At 67.7% G+C, this 18,387-nt stretch carries 17 protein-coding genes; 10 read left to right on the forward strand and 7 right to left on the reverse strand.

Annotated elements, in window-relative coordinates:
• Positions 1–4 precede the first annotated feature (4 nt).
• The 5 genes from ACFVUS_RS13470 to ACFVUS_RS13490 all read left to right on the forward strand — a co-directional run bounded on the left by ACFVUS_RS13470 (position 5) and on the right by ACFVUS_RS13490 (position 5,670).
• Complete coding sequence (locus ACFVUS_RS13470) at positions 5–664, forward strand: response regulator (RefSeq protein WP_387765562.1); 660 nt, start codon at positions 5–7, stop codon at positions 662–664.
• Positions 665–715: 51 nt separating this feature from the next.
• Positions 716–2,608: a protein kinase gene (locus ACFVUS_RS13475; protein WP_387764737.1), complete on the forward strand. Its 1,893-nt coding sequence runs from the start codon at positions 716–718 to the stop codon at positions 2,606–2,608.
• Between the two features lie 133 nt (positions 2,609–2,741).
• Entirely contained in the window at positions 2,742–3,551 is an 810-nt protein-coding gene (locus ACFVUS_RS13480; protein WP_387764739.1) for a hypothetical protein, read from the forward strand.
• 100 nt (positions 3,552–3,651) lie between these two features.
• The gene (locus ACFVUS_RS13485) at positions 3,652–4,551 is read left to right on the forward strand and encodes a hypothetical protein (protein WP_387764741.1); all 900 of its coding nucleotides are present in this window, start codon (positions 3,652–3,654) and stop codon (positions 4,549–4,551) included.
• Positions 4,552–4,638: 87 nt separating this feature from the next.
• Positions 4,639–5,670: an ATP-dependent 6-phosphofructokinase gene (locus ACFVUS_RS13490; RefSeq protein WP_364630227.1), complete on the forward strand. Its 1,032-nt coding sequence runs from the start codon at positions 4,639–4,641 to the stop codon at positions 5,668–5,670.
• Positions 5,671–5,676: 6 nt separating this feature from the next.
• Here the strand turns inward: ACFVUS_RS13490 and ACFVUS_RS13495 are convergent, their stop codons facing one another.
• From ACFVUS_RS13495 to ACFVUS_RS13515, 5 genes are all read right to left on the reverse strand, one after another.
• Complete coding sequence (locus ACFVUS_RS13495; protein ID WP_364630224.1) at positions 5,677–5,877, reverse strand: DUF397 domain-containing protein; 201 nt, start codon at positions 5,875–5,877, stop codon at positions 5,677–5,679.
• A complete protein-coding gene (locus tag ACFVUS_RS13500) occupies positions 5,874–6,755 on the reverse strand; it encodes a helix-turn-helix domain-containing protein (RefSeq protein WP_387764744.1) in 882 nt (293 codons plus the stop codon). Before ACFVUS_RS13500 ends, ACFVUS_RS13495 begins: the two co-directional genes overlap by 4 nt.
• A gap of 280 nt (positions 6,756–7,035) precedes the next feature.
• On the reverse strand, positions 7,036–9,225 hold the full coding sequence (locus ACFVUS_RS13505) for a protein kinase (RefSeq protein ID WP_387764746.1): 2,190 nt from the start codon (positions 9,223–9,225) through the stop codon (positions 7,036–7,038).
• 72 nt (positions 9,226–9,297) lie between these two features.
• Positions 9,298–9,957, reverse strand: a complete 660-nt coding sequence (locus ACFVUS_RS13510) for a response regulator transcription factor (protein WP_364630215.1) — start codon at positions 9,955–9,957, stop codon at positions 9,298–9,300.
• A 176-nt stretch (positions 9,958–10,133) separates the two neighbouring features.
• Positions 10,134–11,351, reverse strand: coding sequence for a sensor histidine kinase (locus ACFVUS_RS13515; RefSeq protein WP_387764748.1), 1,218 nt, complete (start codon positions 11,349–11,351; stop codon positions 10,134–10,136).
• A 166-nt stretch (positions 11,352–11,517) separates the two neighbouring features.
• On the opposite strand from ACFVUS_RS13515, the gene ACFVUS_RS13520 reads away from it, so the two are divergent.
• The 3 genes from ACFVUS_RS13520 to ACFVUS_RS13530 all read left to right on the forward strand — a co-directional run bounded on the left by ACFVUS_RS13520 (position 11,518) and on the right by ACFVUS_RS13530 (position 15,027).
• Positions 11,518–12,480 carry a hypothetical protein gene (locus ACFVUS_RS13520; protein ID WP_387764750.1) on the forward strand — a complete coding sequence of 321 codons (963 nt, stop codon included), beginning with the start codon at positions 11,518–11,520 and terminating at the stop codon, positions 12,478–12,480.
• A 95-nt stretch (positions 12,481–12,575) separates the two neighbouring features.
• Positions 12,576–14,078: an alpha/beta-hydrolase family protein gene (locus ACFVUS_RS13525; RefSeq protein WP_387764752.1), complete on the forward strand. Its 1,503-nt coding sequence runs from the start codon at positions 12,576–12,578 to the stop codon at positions 14,076–14,078.
• 85 nt (positions 14,079–14,163) lie between these two features.
• Positions 14,164–15,027, forward strand: a complete 864-nt coding sequence (locus ACFVUS_RS13530; protein ID WP_387764754.1) for an SDR family NAD(P)-dependent oxidoreductase — start codon at positions 14,164–14,166, stop codon at positions 15,025–15,027.
• Positions 15,028–15,114: 87 nt separating this feature from the next.
• Here ACFVUS_RS13530 and gatA read toward each other — a convergent pair whose 3' ends face one another.
• Complete coding sequence (gene gatA / locus ACFVUS_RS13535; protein WP_387764756.1) at positions 15,115–16,584, reverse strand: Asp-tRNA(Asn)/Glu-tRNA(Gln) amidotransferase subunit GatA; 1,470 nt, start codon at positions 16,582–16,584, stop codon at positions 15,115–15,117.
• Positions 16,581–16,880, reverse strand: a complete 300-nt coding sequence (gatC, locus tag ACFVUS_RS13540; RefSeq protein WP_364632740.1) for an Asp-tRNA(Asn)/Glu-tRNA(Gln) amidotransferase subunit GatC — start codon at positions 16,878–16,880, stop codon at positions 16,581–16,583. The genes gatA and gatC overlap by 4 nt, the downstream gene beginning before the upstream one ends.
• Before the next feature lie 276 nt (positions 16,881–17,156).
• Here gatC and ACFVUS_RS13545 point away from each other — a divergent pair, with 276 nt between their 5' ends.
• Together ACFVUS_RS13545 and ACFVUS_RS13550 are read left to right on the forward strand one after the other, a co-directional pair.
• Positions 17,157–17,807, forward strand: a complete 651-nt coding sequence (locus tag ACFVUS_RS13545; RefSeq protein WP_364630203.1) for an amino acid-binding protein — start codon at positions 17,157–17,159, stop codon at positions 17,805–17,807.
• A gap of 166 nt (positions 17,808–17,973) precedes the next feature.
• Positions 17,974–18,387: a hypothetical protein gene (locus ACFVUS_RS13550; protein WP_387764759.1), complete on the forward strand. Its 414-nt coding sequence runs from the start codon at positions 17,974–17,976 to the stop codon at positions 18,385–18,387.

Consider the following 18,387-nt stretch of genomic DNA (forward strand, 5'->3'; position numbering starts at 1 on the left):
CGGGGTGCTCGTGGTCGATGATCAGGAGCTGGTGCGCGGCGGCCTGCGCCGAATCCTGCGCCGCCGTGACGGTTTCGCGGTGAGCGAATGCGCCGACGGCGATGAGGTGCCCGCCGCGGTCGCCGCCAATAACCCCGATGTGGTGCTGATGGATCTGCGGATGAAGCGGATCGGCGGCATCGAGGCCACCCGTACGCTGCGCACCCGCGCGGACGCACCGCCGGTGCTGGTGCTGACCACCTTCGATGATGATCAATTGCTATCGGGCGCATTGCGCGCGGGCGCGGCGGGCTTCCTGCTCAAGGACTCCCCCGCCGAGGATTTGATCCGGGCGGTGCGCACGGTCGCCGCGGGCGGGTCGTGGCTGGATCCGTCGGTAACCCCGCGGGTGCTCACCGCATACCGGTCGGCACGTCCAACGCCCGCGCCGGCGGGCAGCCGCCTGTCCGAACTCACCGTGCGCGAACTCGAGGTACTCGAACTCATCGCGAAAGGCCGCTTGAACTCCGAGATCGCAAGCGCGCTCGGCATCTCCGAAGTTACGGTGAAAAGCCACGTGGGACACATTTTCGGGAAGCTCGGGTTACGTGATCGCGCCGCGGCTATCGTGTTCGCGTTTGACCATGGCGTAGTCGCACCGGGAGAATCCAACCTCGAGGGGTGAGGTGCGAGCGAATTCTCGCATCGTGCCTGATGAGGTTGGAGGTTTGACGGGGTGGATGCACCGCCATCGCGGGCCGGCGGCAGGTTCGGGCCGTACGAGTTGCGCTCGCTGCTGGGCAGGGGCGGCATGGGTGAGGTCTACGAGGCCTACGACACCTCCAAGGATCGGGTGGTAGCGCTCAAACTGCTACCCGAGGAACTCGCGAAAGACCCCGCCTACCAGGAACGTTTCCGCCGCGAATCGCAGGCGGCGGCGCGCCTGGCCGAACCGCACATCATCCCGATCCACGACTGGGGTGAGATCGACGGGCAGCTGTACATCGATATGCGGCTGGTGCGCGGGCAGGATCTGCGCAGTCTGCTGGAGTCACAGGGGCCGATGTCGCCGATGCGCGCGGTCGGGATCGTCGAGCAGATCGCCGCGGCGCTGGACGCCGCGCACTACTCGGGTCTCGTACACCGGGACGTGAAGCCCGCCAATATCCTTGTGACTGATGCGGATTTCGCATATCTCGCGGATTTCGGCATCGCGCGCGCCGAGGGCGATACCACCATCACCGTCGCGGGCACCGCCGTCGGCTCCTACGCCTATATGGCTCCCGAGCGCTTCGACGATTCGGGTCCGGTCACCGGGCGCGCGGATCTGTATTCGCTGGGATGTGTGCTGCACGAATGCCTCACGGGCAATAAGCCGTTCGCGGCACACAATATGAGCGTGCTGATCCGGGCGCACCTGTCCGATCCCGCGCCCCGGCCGAGCCTGCAACGCGCCGGAATCCCGGTCGCCCTGGACGCGGTGGTGGCGCGGGCACTGGCCAAGGATCCCAACAGCCGATTCCTGACCGCGGGCGAATTCGCCAGGGCCGCACGGACAGCCCTGGCGGGCGGCGTGGTCGATGCCGCGCCGACCGAGTTCCTGCAACCGGGCCGCACGGTGCCGCCCGCGGCGCCCGGCACGCTGCCGAGCGGACCGCCCGGAACCATGCCGCCCGGCGCGCTGACACCCGGCGTACCCGGCGCGCCCGCCACCGGCGGGCTGGCGCACGGCGCGTCGGCGGCCGGGGTGCCGCCGTTCCCCGCACCGGCCCAGCGCGGCCAGCAGCCCAGCCCGCCCACCACCGTGCTGCCCATTCGCAGTTCGGATCCGACTGTGGTGCAACCGAATACGGGTGCGTTCGCCTACGTCACCGGATCCTTCCCGGCCCCCGATCCGGCCGAGGGTCCGGGCACCTCGGACCTGCCGGTGATCGTGCCGACCGATCCGACCGTGGTGCGGGTCAGCGATTTCCACTACAGCCCGCTGCCGCAGAACGCGCAGGAACAGAGCCGCCAGCAGGCGTGGGGGCATGCGCAGCGGGAGCAGGACTTCCCATATGCGCCAACGCCCGATCCGTCGCTGTACCCGACCTCGGACCATCCGCGCGTGGATACGCCACCGCCGCCGCGACCGTATCGGCGCTCGGGTCGCAAATCGATGGCGGTGCCGATCTCGATCGGCGTACTGGTGGTCGCGATCGCCGCGATCGCCGGTGCGGTGGGCTGGCAAGTCCTGGATCGCTCCGGCAACGAAGCACCGAGTGTGACCGTGGCACAGGGCAATCCGAGCTATACCGCGCCGACGTCGCAGCCTCGCACCTCGACCGCGCCGAGCACCACCTCGACCGCGCCGGTACAGCTGCCCGCGGGCGCGTCGCCGTGCCAGCTGTCGTATCCGGTACTCAATGGCTACACCGGGTCCGCGACCGGATCCACCGTTACCAGTTGCCCTTTCGCGGAGGAAGTACGCCGGGCGTATGCCGACGCGACTACAGGACGACCGGGTACAACAAGTAGTGTGGTGGTTGTCAGCCCGGTAACAAATCGGGCGTACACGATGAACTGCACGGCGACAGGGAAATTGGTCACCTGCATCGGTGGTGAGAACGCGGTGGTGTATGTCTACTGATCCGGTACCGGCCTGTCGCAAGGCCATTGCTCGATGTTTCTCTTTTGCGACACTGCTGGCGGTATCGGCGTGCGCGATGCACGTGAGTTCGGCGGATGCGCCGGCCACGGGCTCCGCGGAGGTCCCGCCCGCTTTGGAGACGACCGAGACGCCGGCGCTGTCGATGATCGCGCCGAACTTCCCGGATATGTTCGGGTTGCCGAAATCGATTACGTTCGCAGCGGATTTCGCGGATCTGCAGTCCGCGCTGGACGGCCGGGTCGGGCTCGCGGTGATGCCGGTCGGCGGCGGCGATATGACGGTGCTGGGCAACTGGACCACCGGCATCGCCTGGTCCACCATCAAGGTGCCGCTGGCCCTTGCCGCCATGCGCCAGGATCCGACCGGATTGCGGGAGCTGGCCGAGGCGGCCATCACCTTCTCCGATAATGATGCGGCGCAAACGCTTTGGACCTCGCTGGGCAATGGCTCGCAGGCCGCGGCCGCGGTCGAGTCGATCCTGCGCGAGGCGGGCGACGCCACCACCGATGTGGCCGCGCGGCACACCCGCCTGGCCACCCTCGGCTCGGATGATCTGCTCGCCTTCGGCGCGACCGATTGGTCGCTCACCGATCAGGTGAAGTTCGCGTCCAAACTGCCGTGCCTGCCGCGCGCGAATTCGGTTGTCTCACTGATGAGTGAGATCACCCCGAGCCAGAGCTGGGGTCTGGGCCGATTGCTCGGCGCGGAGTTCAAGGGCGGCTGGGGACCCGATGACGACACCGGCAATTACACGGTGCGCCAGTTCGGTCTGATCCCGACCCTCGCCGGTCCGATCGCCGTGGCGCTGGCCGCCGAACCCACCTCCGGCAGCTTCGACGACGCCACCGACATGATGGACAAGATGGCGCTGCTGCTCGGCGATCATCTGCCCGACCTACACGGCGGGCTCTGCTCACATTGACGGAAAGCCCCGGGCGGCACCGCAATCCTCGAGATTGAGAGAGCATTCTCGAGATTGACGCATACCGGTGAGTCCGCTAGGAAACAGGGACTCGCCGGAGATGATGGAGGTAACCCGGGTGGACGCACCGTATTCGCCGCGCGGACGAATGGCTCGAATCGTGAGCTGTTGTGCGGCAGCACTGCTGGTGACGGCCGGATGCGCGAGCAAGCCGGCGGTCGTCCCCACCGCCACCACCGCGGCGACCAAGGCCCCGGGTTCGCTCCCGTCCACGCTGGTGGCGGCCATGCCGGGCACGCTGGCCTGGGATTTCGAGAATGAGCTACGCCAGGGCCTGAATGGCAAAGTGGCGCTGGCGATCCTGGCGGTGAACAGCGATCGTGCCATGACACTGGGTGATTGGACCGTCGGGCCCGCCTGGTCCTCGATCAAGGTGCCGCTCACCCTCGCCGCGCTGCGCGCGAATCCGGGCTATACCGGGGCCGCCAGCAATGCGATCACCAACTCCGACAATGCCGCCGCGGACATGCTGTGGCAGTCGCTCGGCACGCCGGAGGTCGCCGCGCAGGCGGTACAGGATGTGCTGCGCGAGGGCGGCGACAACACCACCAAGGTGCCCGCGAATCGTTCCCGCTCGGATTACTCGGCTTTCGGGCAGGCCGAATGGGCCATCGCCGATCAACTCACCTTCGCGGCGCATCTGCCCTGTCTGCCGCAATCGGATTCGGTGACCACGCTGATGGGCAAGATCAGTTCCGGACAGCGCTGGGGGCTCGGCACGCTCACCGGGGCGCAGTTCAAGGGCGGGTGGGGGCCCGATACCAGCGGGGACTACCTGGTGCGGCAGTTCGGGCTGATCCCGGTCACCGGCGGGCAGGTGGCCATCGCGATTGCCGCCCAGCCGACTTCGGGGTCCTTCGATGACGGCACTGCCATGCTCACCAAGATCGCCGGGCTGATCGACGCACATCTGAGCGAGCTGCGCGGCGGTAAGTGCTGAGCTCCGCGCGGACGCTGAGGGCCTCGTAACCAGCGGTTCACGGGGGCGCGCCCCACGGCGACCCCGACTCGGGGCAAGATAGACGCCATGCGCATCGGAGTCTTGACCGGAGGCGGAGACTGCCCTGGACTTAACGCGGTGATCCGAGCTGTCGTTCGCACCGCGAACGGCCGCTGGGGCGACGCGATCGTCGGGTTCCAGGACGGGTGGCGCGGGCTACTCGAGGATCGCAAGATCCAGATTCTGAACAATGACCGCACCGACCGGCTGCTCACCAAGGGCGGCACCATCCTCGGCACCGCCCGTACCAATCCGGACGTACTGCGCGCCGGACTGCCGCGCATCAAACAGACCCTGGACGACAACGGAATCGACGCCCTCATCCCGATCGGCGGCGAGGGCACCCTGACCGCCGCCAGCTGGCTCGCCGACGAAGGCGTGCCGGTGGTCGGCGTCCCCAAGACCATCGACAACGATATCGACTGCACCGACACCACATTCGGGCACGACACCGCCATCGCCATCGCCACCGAGGCCATCGACCGGCTGCACACCACCGCGGAATCGCATCAGCGCGTCATGCTGGTCGAGGTGATGGGGCGGCACGCGGGCTGGATCGCCATCAACTCCGGTATCGCCTCCGGAGCGCATCTGACGCTGGTGCCCGAGGTGCCGTTCGATGTGGACGAGGTCTGCGCCATGGTGAAACGGCGCTTCCAGCGCGGGGATTCGCATTTCATCTGCGTGGTCGCCGAAGGAGCGCATCCGGATCCGAAGTCCATGGCGCTGCGCGACGGCGGCATCGACGAATTCGGGCATGTGCGATTCACCGGTGTGGCACAGCAGCTCGCGCCGGAGATCGAACGACGCATCGGCAAGGAAGTACGCGTGACGGTGCTGGGGCATGTGCAGCGCGGTGGCACGCCCACCCCGTACGACCGGGTGCTGGCCACTCGCTTCGGCGTGCATGCGGCGGAAGCCGTGCACGCCGGTCAATTCGGGCAGATGGTCGCGGCACACGGCACCGAAATCGAACTGGTGCCACTGTCCGAGGCGACCAAACAGCTCAAACTCGTTCCGCAGGAACGCTATCGGGAAGCCGCGGCTTTCTTCGGCTGAGTTCGGTCACACCTCGAAACGCCCCTGCCGCAGTGCGGCGGTGAATCTGTCCCATTCGGCGGGTCCGAATAGCAATTCGGGCCCGGCCGGATTCTTGCTATCCCTAACTCCCACACCTGTTTCCAGGAATGCGATCTCCACGCACTCCTTCGCCCCGGTGCTGCGGGCGCTCTTGAACCACCTGTTGCCGGACGGTTCGTCACTCACGTTCCGTACTCCTTCGCTGCCTTGCGCAACAGATCCCGACTGCTGGCCTCGTCCAGCGCCGAGTGCTGGAGAGCCTGGTATGCCTGGCGATACTTTTCGACCGCGGCCTGCTTTTCCAGATAGAGGTCGCCGAGAAAGTTCTCCAGGTACACCACGGTGGGTTCGACCGGTCGGTTTACTGTGTCCCGGCCGAAATCCAGAATCACGAACGGCCCCACGGTATGGCCGATCGGGACGCCCGCGGAGAAGGGTAGTACACGCACAGCGATCGTCGGGAGTGTCGACATGTCCGCGACGCGTCGCAGCTGTGCCGCCATCACCCTCGGACTGCCTACGACCCGGCGTAATGCCGTTTCATGGACGATGACGGCGAAGCTGGCGGCACTGCGTTTTCTGGTCAAATGGGACTGCCGGCGCATCTTCAACTGCACTCTGCGGTCGATGTCACCGTCTTCAGCATCCGGCCAGTAATCACTGATCAGGACGCGTGCGTAGTCGGTGGTCTGGAGCAGTCCGGGGATGAGATCGGGTTGATAGGAGACCAGGCTGCGGGCCGAGGCCTCCAGGCCCACATAGACATTGAAGCCCTCGGGAATGAGGTCGTCGTATTCGTGCCACCAGGACTTGACACTGGCCTGCTGGGCGAGTCCCATGACGGCGGAACTGAACTCATCGTCGAAGTCATATATGCGACATAACTCCCGAATGTCCAGTACGCGAATCTTTTCCGCGTTTCCGGTCTCCAGGCGCTGTAGTTTCGACTCGCTCCACTCCATCATCGAAGCGGCTTCGGCAATGGTCATATTGCATTGCATCCGCCCTTCGCGCAGGTATCGCCCCAACTGGCGGCGCGGCAGCGTAGAACCATGATCGGACATCGAGTCCTCCCCCGCGAAGGCGGTTTTCGGTCACTGTGAACGATGCTCCCACGCAATATGAATGCCGACCTGGAGGTTTCACAAACTTTCCGCCGACACGCGAATTCCATTGCCCGCCCGCATCCACCAATGCTGGACTGGAACAGCGCCCGGCGAGAGCCGGAGCCCTGATTTCGGACCCACTCGTCCCCGAGCCGGGCGCACCACAAACTCCCGCGAGTCGCACCGCGCGCCAATTCCAGCCGGCCGCACCCGAACCGACCGGGCACAGTGACAGCGCCTACCCGGCCACCTGTACGACGACGACAGCCAGGAGCAACAGCAGCACCAGCGCGGCCACGGCCAGCACCACCAGGGCGGTGAGTTGCGATCTGCCGACCGATTCCGGGACCTGCTGCGGCGGAGCGGAATTCACCGGAAAGCCGGGCGGAATGAACTGCGGCGCGGGTGGCACCGGTCCGAGGTCCGGAGTTCGGGCTGGTTCGGCCGGTGAAACCGAACTGGGGTCCGAGGCCTGGACGGGCTCGCTCGGCGGCACACCCGCGCCGGGGCCGCGCGCCCACACCCGATCCGGATCCGCGGCGTCGGGTACCACAGCGGGCTGGCTCGGCGGGGTCGCACCCTTTCCGGCCGAGGGGACGAACGCCCCGGACTCCGGATTCCGCTGCGCCGCATCGGGATAGCCGGACGACTTCCCGGTCGCGCCCGCAGACGGCGATGCGCCATCCGAATCCGAGTCCGACGTGCGTTCGATCGCGGATTCACCCGATGTGAGCGAAACGCTGTCCGAACCACCCGATTGCGCGGGGGCGGCGGTCTCTACCGGCACGGACTCCTCGGCCTGAGACGAATCCGGTTCTCCCGCCTCGCTTCGCGGCGCCGTGCCCGGCGCATCGGAGCGATGCGATGGCTCACTATCGGACGACGAGGATTCCGAACTCGCGGAAGGGGATTCGGCATCTGCCCTTCGAGTGGGGAATGAATCCGTGGGACCAGTGGAAATGTCCGGGTTCGTCGGCGGATGCGGTTGGGCCGTCAGCCGGCGGGGCGAATCCGGCGGTTCCGGGGTCTCGGATCGATCCGAATCCGTCGCGACCGGATCCTGTGCGGTGGGTCCGGCGGGACTCGCCGAGTCCGATGGCGGCGAATCCGCGGGAGCGCGATGCGTCGGGAAGGAATCGGTGGGGCGGAACGCCGAATCATCCAGTGGCGCTGACTGATCCGGCCCGGAACCGGGCGGAACCGAGGCGTCCGCGCCGGGCTGGGCCGGAGGCAGTTGCGGAACCTGATAGTTCGGTGCGGCGGGCTGTTGCGCCGGTTGCTGGGCTCCGGGGACCTGGGGTGCCGGATGGGGCTGCGGTGGAACAGGTGCCGCGCCGGCGGGCTGCTGGGCGGGCGCATATGCCTGGCCGGGTGCCACACCCGGCTGCGGAACGGGTGAATACGCCTGTCCCGGTTGAGCCCCCGGCTGCTGGGGCGCGGGATAGGGCTGCGGTGCGGGCGGGTAGGGCTGGGGCTGTTGGGGTGGGTAGTTCGGGGCGGGGGCGTAGCCCGGCGGGGCGGGGTAGGCACCGGCGGGGGGAGCGCCGTAGACCGGGGGTGCGACGTTGTACGGGGTGCCCGGGTGGATGGGGGTGGTGTTGGTGAGGGCGCGGCGGGCGGCCTTGGCGAAGTCGGAGCAGGAGGGGAAACGGTCGGCGGGGCGTTTGGCCATGGCCTTGGTGAGGACGGCGTCCATGGCCTGCGTGAGGCCGGGGCGGCGCAGCGAGACCGGGGGCGGGAGCAGTTGCAGGTGACCGCGGATGAGTTCGCCGGGGTGCGGGGAGTCGTAGGGGCCCGCGCCGATGAGGAGCCAGTAGAGGGCGCAGGCCAAGGAGTACTGGTCGGTGGTGTGGTCGAGGTGGCCGCCGGTCATCTGTTCCGGGGAGGCGTAGGCCAGGGTGGCGGTGAACATGCCGCGCTGGGTGAGGTGGGTGGAATCCTCGCGCAGGCGGGCGATGCCGAAATCGGTGAGGAAGACGCGTTCACCGTGGCCCGCGACGGCGCGCGCCAGAATGATATTGGCGGGCTTGACATCCCGGTGCAGCACGCCGCGCGCGTGCGCGTAATCCAGTGCGTCCGCGACGCCCTCGATGATCTGCACCGCGCGCTCGGGCGGCAGCTGGGTGACATTCACCCCGGCGGCGTCGACCCCGTCGATGAACTGCATGGAGATCCACAGCTGCTCATCCTCGGTGCCGCGGTCGTACACCTCGACGATATTGGGGTGATCGAGCTGCGCCACCAGATCCGCCTCGCGCTCGAAGCGCGCGCGAATCTCCCTGTCCGCGAAGAGTTCCCGATTCAGCAGTTTGAGCGCGGTGAGCCGTCCCAGCCGGGGGTGGCGGGCCAGGAACACCGACCCCATCCCACCCTGTCCGAGCAGCCGCTCGATGGTGAAACCGGCGAATACGTCACCGTTGTTCAACACTGTGACGACCCCCTTCCGGTGCCGTTCGAGTCCGTGAGCCTACGCGCAAAATACCTTCCGGCCGGACGGATTTCAGCCCGGTGTCACCAGCCCCGACTCGTACGCCAGCACCACCGCCTGTGCGCGATCACGCAGATTCAGTTTGGCGAAAACCTTGGACACATGGGTCTTCACGGTCTGCTCGGCCACGAAGAGATTCTCGGCGATCTCGGCATTGGACAACCCGCGCGCGACCAACTCCAGCACTTCCCGCTCGCGGGGAGTCAAAACCCCGAGCGCGGGTGCGGGCGCACGGCGATTGCGGCGCTTGGTGACATCGGCGATGAGACGGCGGGTGACCGTCGGGGCGAGGAGCGCGTCACCGGCGGCGACCACCCGCACCGCGCGCACCAGTTCCTCGGCGGGCGCGTCCTTGAGCAGGAAGCCGCTCGCGCCGATGCCCAGCGCCTCGTACACGTAATCGTCGATATCGAAGGTGGTGAGCATGAGCACCCGCACCGGCGGATCGAAATTGGCGGACAGAATCGCCCGCGCGGCATCGAGCCCATTCATCTCCGGCATGCGCACATCCATCAGCACCACATCCGGGCGTAGCCGTTTCGCTTCCGCCACAGCGGCTTTCCCGTCGGGAGCGTCCCCGATCACGCTGATATCGGGTTGCGCCGCCAGCAGCGCGCCGAAGCCCGCACGCACCATCGCCTGATCATCGGCGATCAACACCGTTATCGCCACAGTCCCACCTCACGCACCCAACCGAGTTTGCCACGCCACGCGCCGAACAGCCGCAGCCATATCGACTTCGCACCCCGACGCGCCGCGATGTCCGGTGAATCGGAGCCCGAGCGCGCCCCGCCCACACACGAACGCGTCCCCCGCACAGGTGGTGCGGGGGACGCGAATCGCGGGAATCAGATCGCGGGGTACAGGTCCGCCGGTCCACTCACGGTGGCGACACCGGGCGTGAGCGGCAGCTCCGCGCGCACCTCGAAACCACCGTCGGGGCGCGGGGCGGCGGTGAGATTGCCGCCGACCGCGGCGGCCCGGGACTGCATGCCCGCGATACCGCTGCCCCCGACATGCTCGGTATGCGGAGCGCTCAGCGCCCGATCGTTGACAATGGACAGGTTCAGCGCGGCCGTGGTCGCGATGCGCACCCACACCGGGGCCCCGGGTGCGTGCCGGGACGCGTTGGCCATCGATTCCTGCACGATGCGATACAGCGCGAGACCGGTGGTGTCCGGTACGGCGTCCAGATTCCCGTCGATGGTCCAGGTGAGCGGTACCCCGGCCCGGCGCGCACCCTCGAGCAGGGCGAGCACATCGGTGGCGGTGGGTTGCGGTGCGTGCTCGGGCAATTGCCCGTCACTGCGCAGCACGCCGAGCAGACCGCGAATCTCGTTGAGCGCGGCGCGCGCTCCCGAACCGATGGATTCGAATTCCTCGCAGGCGGCCGGGGACAATCCGTCGATGCGGTAGGGCGCGGTCTGCGCCTGCACCACGACCATGGACATATGGTGGGCCACCACATCGTGCAGATCGCGGGCGATGCGCGCCTTCTCCTCCAGGATCGCGCGGCGGGCGCGCTCCAGCTCGGTCTCCTCGGATTGCTTGAGCAACTGCTGGCGGGACACCACCACCCAGCGCACCAGCAGACCGAACACCACCAGGCCGGTAATGGCGATGGGCCAGCCGAATCCGGCCTCGGCGAAGCTGTCGCCGGTCTGGGCCATGGTGGTGGCGAACAGCAGCGACGTCGAGATCCAGGCCACGCCCACGATCTGCATGGGCGCGCGCACCGCGACCGCGAAGACCAGTACGAACAGCGACAGGATGTGCACCACCTGGAACGGCAGCGTATTGCCCGGCTGATGCGGTACCGCCAGCGTGATGAGCAGCGCGGATCCGGCCGAGACCGCCCAGCCCAGCGCCGGATTCACCCGCACCAGCAGCACCGGGAAGGCCGCGAATCCCGCGATGAACGGCATGGCCGCGGCGGGCACCTGATGGGTGAGCTGCAACGTCGGCCACGCCACCGCCATGAACACCAGCGCGACGAACACCGTGACGATGTCGAACCACTGCCGGGCTCGCCCCGAATTCACCCGTTTGCCCAAGTTACCGACCATGCCCTCGACGGTAGAGAACTCCCGGCCCATCCACCTCATACCCCCGGCTCATCTTGCACCCCCTACCCCGGTATCACTCCCACCCCGCCCTCCCCCACCTCACCCATCCCCGAACACCCCCGCAGCGTGAAGCCCCCCGGTCACCGCCATTCCTAGCGTCTTCCCCATGAGAGCGTTCCCGTCCCACCCGGGCACTCCGGACCTGGATACACAGCCCACAGCCGGCGCGAGCCGCACCACCGTCGCAGGCATTTCCACCCCTGACAACGACCATCGCGCAGGCCGCTTCGCGACCGATCACACCGTTGAGCCGATCGCGGCCACCGCGGATCACACGCAGCGTCGTGATGATGCGGCAGCGGATCTGCCCGGCTCCGGCACCTACGCACGGCGTGCTGATGCTCCGGGCGCGAGCCCGCTGCACCGGGTCGGCATGCTCGCGGGTGCGGCGACCGTATTGTTCTCCGTCGCAGTGGCTTTCGCGCCGTCGGCGGGAGCCGCCGCGACCGCGCCGGTGATCGCCGAGAACGCGGCAGCGCGAGTCGGGATCATGGAGTCGACTGCCGCACAGCCTGATCCGAGCGCCATCGCGGACGGGTTCGTCGCCGAGTTCGGCTACCGCCCGATCATCGAGGACGGCATGCTGGTCAACCCCGGCGGCGATTGCTCCTCCCCGATCCCGCTCCCCCGCGAGTTCGACACCGCGTGCAAGGCACACGATCTCGGCTACGACATGCTGCGCTACGCGGGTAACCACGGCCAGCCGCTGGGCCCGTGGGCGCGCCAAACCGCCGACGCCGCACTGGATCAGCGCATGCACGAATCCTGCCTGGCCCGCGCCGACGGCCTCTCCCGCGCCCGGTGCCAGCTCATGGCCGGAGTCGCCGCCACCTTCGTGGACCTGAACTCCGCTCGCCAGGATTACGGCGTCCCCGTCCACGAAGCCATGTTCGATTCCACCGATAACGCCCCCGCCCCCATCGTCCGCTACAGCGCCTTCGGTCTGCTGGCGGCCGTATTCGCCGCCACCGCAACCTTCTTCGCCCGCAGATCCCGCAGGCCGAGTCCTGCTCGGGCCGCCGATGCGCGAGCGCCGCGGGTTGCCACGTCACCGGCGGTGGCGCTGTGAGCCCGCGCCCCGGACAGGCCGCGCCTGGCAATTCAACGCGGCCCGCCACGTCGGCACATACCTCGAACAGCACTGTGGTGGAGACCGAATCACACATGAGCCGACAGACCACCCGCGCCGAAGCCGCATATCGCGGTGAGATCCGCCCCGCACCCGGTTCCACGTCAGTGAAGCCGACGTACCGGCCCGAACCTCGCGCCGGGGGCAGTGGTGATGCTCTCGCCATAGATCAGCGCGAGTCCATGGTTACCGGCGGTGCGAGAGATCGGCTCGGGTGGCCGCGGTTCGGGACGACCCTCGGAGTCGTCTTCGGAGTGCTGGCGTCGCTGGCTCCGGGACTGTTGCCGCGAACTCCTTCGGCGCAGGGGATTCTGACGGCACTGCTGGTTCTGATCGGTCTGAGCGTGGTCGGGCTCGGCCGAGTCGCTTTGCGCCGGATGGGGTTCGAGCGGGGCACGGTGCGGGAGCGTTGGCGGATGCCCGCGGTGCTGGCGGCGGTTCCGGTGCTGGCGGCCGCGGTGGCGTGGGCACAGCATTGGCAGAACCGGTTGCGGGATGCGATGGATGTCTCACCGGTTGGCCCGCTGTACTGGGTGCAGTGGGCGATGTGGTCGACCGCCATCGTCGCGGCGGTGGTTGGATGCTGCCTCGGAATTCGCTGGGTGGTGCGGAGATTGGGGCGGCTGCGGAGCCTGCTGGCGCTGGTCGCCCTCGCGGTGACGGCACAGTTCGCGGTGGTGCCGACCGTGGTGGATTGGCGGAAGGCGTCGTATGCGGCGGCTAATGCCTATGTGGATCCGACGCTGGTGCAGCCGGTTTCGCCGAATCGGTCGGGGAGTCCGGTGTCGGCGGCCGGTTGGTCCTCGCTCGGTTCGCAGGGGCGCAAGTTCGTCTCCGGATCGCCCGCACGGGGTGTGCGGGTGTACGTGGGGTTGAATTCCGCGCCGGATTTGAACGCGCGTGTGGCGCTGGCGATTCGGGAGCTGGAGCGCTCGGGTGGGTTGGAGCGGGCGAACCTGGTGGTGACCGTGCCGACCGGGTCCGGGTGGATCGACGGTGAAGCGGCCACCGGATTGGATCAGCGGTTCGGCGGCGATGTGGCGCTGGTCGGATTGCAGTACTCGGACGCGCCCAGCTGGGTCACCTTCGTATTCGGCCGGACAGCCGCGGAGGAGTCCGCACGAGCGCTGTTCACAGCTGTCGAGCAACGGATTTCGACCCTGCCCCATCCGCCGAAGCTCTACCTCTACGGTCAGAGCCTGGGCGCGCTCGGCGGCAATTCCATCTTCGCCACCGACGCCGAACAGGATCGTCGCACCTGTGCGGTGCTGTGGGCCGGACCGCCCGCCAACGATGTCCATCGCGGCGGGGCGACCATCCTGGCGAACGCCTCCGACCCGGTGGTGCACTGGTCGCCGTCGCTGCTGTGGAGTCCGCCGAATCTCACCGGCACCCGCCCGGACGCCCCTGTCCCGCAGTGGCTCCCGGTGCTGAGCTTTCTGCAGACCAGCGCCGATCTGCTGGCCGCGCTGGACGCTCCGTCCGGGCACGGCCACCGCTACGGCACCGATCAGGGCAACGCCATGGGTTCCTGTTGAGCCCGCGAAATAGCGGGCTGAATAGTCAGCGAACTTCTGGCATGGTTGATTCCTGACCCATTTGTCCGTTTCGAAAGGAACATCGTTGACACGAACCTGGTTCATCACCGGCGCGAACCGCGGCCTGGGCCGCGCTTTCACCGAGGCGGCCCTGGCGGCCGGGGATGACGTGGTGGCCACCGCCCGCGACCCGAAGACCATGAGCGATCTCACCGATCCGCGACTCACCGTGCTGCCCATGGACGTTCGCGATCGCGACCGGGTGTTCGACACCGTGGCAGCGGCTTTCGCGGTGACCGGCAGACTCGACGTCATCGTCAACAATGCCGGTTTCGGCCTGGTCGGCGCGGTCGAGGAAGTGACCGAGGCACAGATCCGCGAGCAGATGGACACCAATTTCTATGGCGCGCTATGGGTTTCCCAGGCCGCGATTCCACTGCTGCGCGCACAGGGTTCCGGGCACATCATCCAGATCTCCACGGTCGGCGCGGTGGGCGCGCTCCCGCTGTTCAGCATGTACAACGCCTCCAAGTGGGCGCTGGAGGGGATGAGCGCCTCACTCGCCGATGAGCTGAAGCCGTTCGGCATCACCGTGACCATCGCCCAGATGGGCGGTTTCGACACCGACTGGGCCAAGTCGAGCATGAGGTTCCCGCAGGCCGATCCGGCATACGCCGAGCTACGCACGGCCATCCTCGGCATGCCGGACTATCCGGATCCGGCGGCGACCCCCGCCGCCACACCGCCCACCGATGCCGAGCCCGTGCCGGACGAATGGGCCGACGCCGCACCGGAAGTGGCCGCCGCGGCCCTGCTGGAACTGGTGAACGATCCCAATCCCCCGCTGCGCAGGATTATCGGCCCGAGCGCGCACCTCATGGTCGCCATGGCCCTGGATCAGCGCCGCCAGGACTACCAGCGCGATCCGGAATTCACCTGGCCCGCCTGACCTCCCGGCCCGTCACAGGCGAACGGCTCCCGGCTGACAGTGTCAGCCGGGAGCCGAATTCGCTTATCGCGCTATGCGATCGGAGGGTCAGGCGATCTCGCCGCGCGCCGCCTCGTAGGCCGCGCCGACCCGGTACAGGCGGTCGTCCGCGAGTGCCGGGGCCATGATCTGGAGGCCGACGGGCAGGCCGTCGTCCGCGCTGAGCCCGGACGGGACGGACATGCCGCAGTGCCCGGCCAGGTTGGTGGGCAGCGTGCACAGGTCCGAGAGGTACATGGCGAGCGGGTCGTTGACCTTCTCGCCCAGCTTCCACGGGGTGAACGGGCTGGTCGGGGAGACCAGCACATCGACCGATTCGTAGGCGCGGTCGAAGTCGCGCGCGATGAGCGTGCGGACCTTGAGCGCCTGACCGTAGTAGGCGTCGTAGTAACCGGCCGAGAGCGCGTAGGTGCCGATCATGATGCGGCGCTTGACCTCCGGACCGAAACCGGCCGCACGGCTGAGCTGCATGACCTGATCGGCGCTGTGCGAACCGTCATCGCCGACCCGCAGGCCGTACCGCATGGCATCGAAGCGCGCCAGGTTGGACGACACCTCGGACGGCATGACCAGGTAGTACGCCGCGAGCGCGTGCTCGAAGTTCGGGCAGGACACCTCGATGACCTCCGCGCCCAGATCCTTGAGCTGCGCGACGGCGGCATCGAAGGAGGCGATGACACCGGGCTGGTAGGAGTCCGAGTGCAGTTCCTTGACCACACCGACCTTCACACCCGACAGATCACCCTTCGCGCCTTCGCGCGCGGCCGCGACCACCGGGGCCACCGGCACATTGCGCGAGGTGGAGTCGCGCGGGTCGTATCCGGCGATGACCTCGTGCAGCAGCGCGGTATCGAGCACGGTGCGCCCGCACGGGCCGCCCTGATCCAGCGAGGACGCGCACGCGACCAGGCCGTACCGGGACACGGTGCCGTAGGTGGGCTTGGTGCCGACGGTCGCGGTGACCGCGGCGGGCTGGCGAATGGAGCCACCGGTATCGGTGCCGATCGCCAGCGGAGCCTGGTACGAGGCCAGCGCCGCCGCCGAACCGCCGCCGGAGCCACCCGGAATCCTGGTGGTGTCCCACGGGTTTCGGGTCGGCCCGTACGCGGAGTTCTCGGTGGAGGAGCCCATGGCGAACTCGTCCATATTGGTCTTGCCGAGAATCGGGATGCCCGCCGCGCGCAGTCGCGCGGTGACGGTCGCGTCGTACGGCGCGGTCCAGCCCTCGAGGATCTTCGACCCGCAGGTGGTCGGCATATCGGTGGTGGTGAAGACGTCCTTGAGCGCGAGCGGTACGCCCGCGAGCGCGGAAGCGGTCTTGCCACCGGCGATTTCGCGATCCACCTCGGCGGCGGTCAGCAGCGCGGCCTCACCGGCGACGTGCAGGAAGGCATTGATCTCGCCGTCGACCTCGGCGATGCGCGCGATATGGGCCTCGGTCACCTCGACCGAGGACACCTCGCGGGCATGGATCTTCTCCGCGAGCGCGGACGCGCTCAGCTTGGTCAGGTCGCTCATTCGCCTTCTCCCAGAATCTGCGGAACCAGGAACCGCTGCTCCTCGACCGCGGGCGCGCCGGACAGCGCCTGCTCCGGAGTGAGGCACGGCTGCACCACATCCGGGCGGGTCACATTGGTCGCCGGATTCGGGGAGGCGGTGGCGGGGACATCGGCCGCGGCGACCTCGGAAATCTGTGCGACGTGGGTCAGGATGGAATCCAACTGACCGGCGTACAGATCGAGTTCGTCATCGGTCAAAGCGAGCCGGGACAACCGGGCGAGATGAGCGACCTCGTCCCTGGAGATGGCGGGCACCGCGGGACCCCTTTCGACTGGTTCGAGCGTGGTGATTCGACTCGTGACAGCCTAGCGGGGCGTGTCGGACCGGCGGTGACAGGTGTCGCCCGGCGCTGAATCACGGCCCGCGATACCGTTGTTGGACACACCCCGAATTGATAGGTGACCGATCGGTAAGTGGTCCGGGTCACACGGTTCCCTTCGATTCGATAACCATGACCCGAGGGTGTAAATATTGCGGGACTCGGGTACCCGTCCGAAAGTTTCGGTCGCATAGGAATGAAAGGAAGGCACGTGTCATACCTGCTTCGCGTGCAACTTCCGGATCGTCCAGGCAGTCTCGGTTCGCTCGCTCTCGCGCTGGGTTCCGTGGGCGCCGACATCCTTTCGCTGGATGTCGTCGAACGCGGTGACGGTTTCGCGATCGACGACATAGTGGTCGAGGTACCGTCGGGCGCTCTTCCGGACACGCTCATCACGGCGGCGGAGTCGCTGCACGACGTACAGGTGGATTCGCTCCGCCCGTACTCGGGCATGCTGGACACGCACCGCGAACTCGAACTCATCGACCAGGTCGCCAATGCGCGCGACGACCGGTTGCAGGTGCTGGTCGACGGCGTACCCCGCGTCCTGCGGGTGGGCTGGAGCACGGTCATCGATATGGGCCCGTCCGGTGCGTACCGGGTGGTCGGCAGCCAGAGCGCGCCGTCGACGCAGGCGGCCGAGGCCCCGTGGATGCCACTGGAGAAGCCCGCCGTACTCGACGGTGAGGGCGAGTGGGTGCCGGAGCTGTGGCGGGATATGGACACCAAGCTGGCCGCCGCGCCGCTGGGCAATACCGGCAAGGTACTGCTGCTCGGACGCCCCGGCGGACCCGATTTCCGGCCGTCCGAAGTGGCACGGCTGGGCTACCTCGCGGGGATAATCGCCACCGTTTTGGGCTAGTACTTCTCGAATCGCGCCGGTGTGAGTCAACTCGCACCGGCGCGATTCGTTTGCGCGGCAGGCGTTTTCGCGTCCGTCATCGTTTCGGGACCATCTTCTCAGCTTTTACCTACTATTCAGCTACGTAGGTCATCTACGGTGTAGGTACGTAGATAGCAGAGAGGCAATGACGCCCATGCAGCACAATCGCTCGACCTCGAACCTCCGCCGCGTATCCCTGACCCTGGCACAGGTCATCGGCGCCACCGCCGCCGCCACCATCACCGCGGGCGCCGCCACCGCGGAATCACTGTCCCGCGACGACGGCGCCCGGGACAGCACCCGCTCCGCCCCGAGCCGCAACACACCGCTGAACATGGGCGGCACCGGTATGCACGCCATCGATCCGATGGGCTTCCACCACACCGACTCCAATCCCGTACTGCGCAATCAACATCAGCAGTACCTGCGCGAAATGCGCGCCACCCCGCCCGAAGCCACCCGCAATCGCCCCAATGGCGGCGATCAGACCACCTGGAATACCAATGCGAATCCCGATGGCAGCTGGACCGTCTGCCGCGCCCAGGCGAGCTGGTGCTGA

Origin of the sequence: Nocardia sp. NPDC058058 (genome assembly GCF_042885355.1) — a bacterium.
In the GTDB taxonomy this organism is placed as follows: domain Bacteria; phylum Actinomycetota; class Actinomycetes; order Mycobacteriales; family Mycobacteriaceae; genus Nocardia.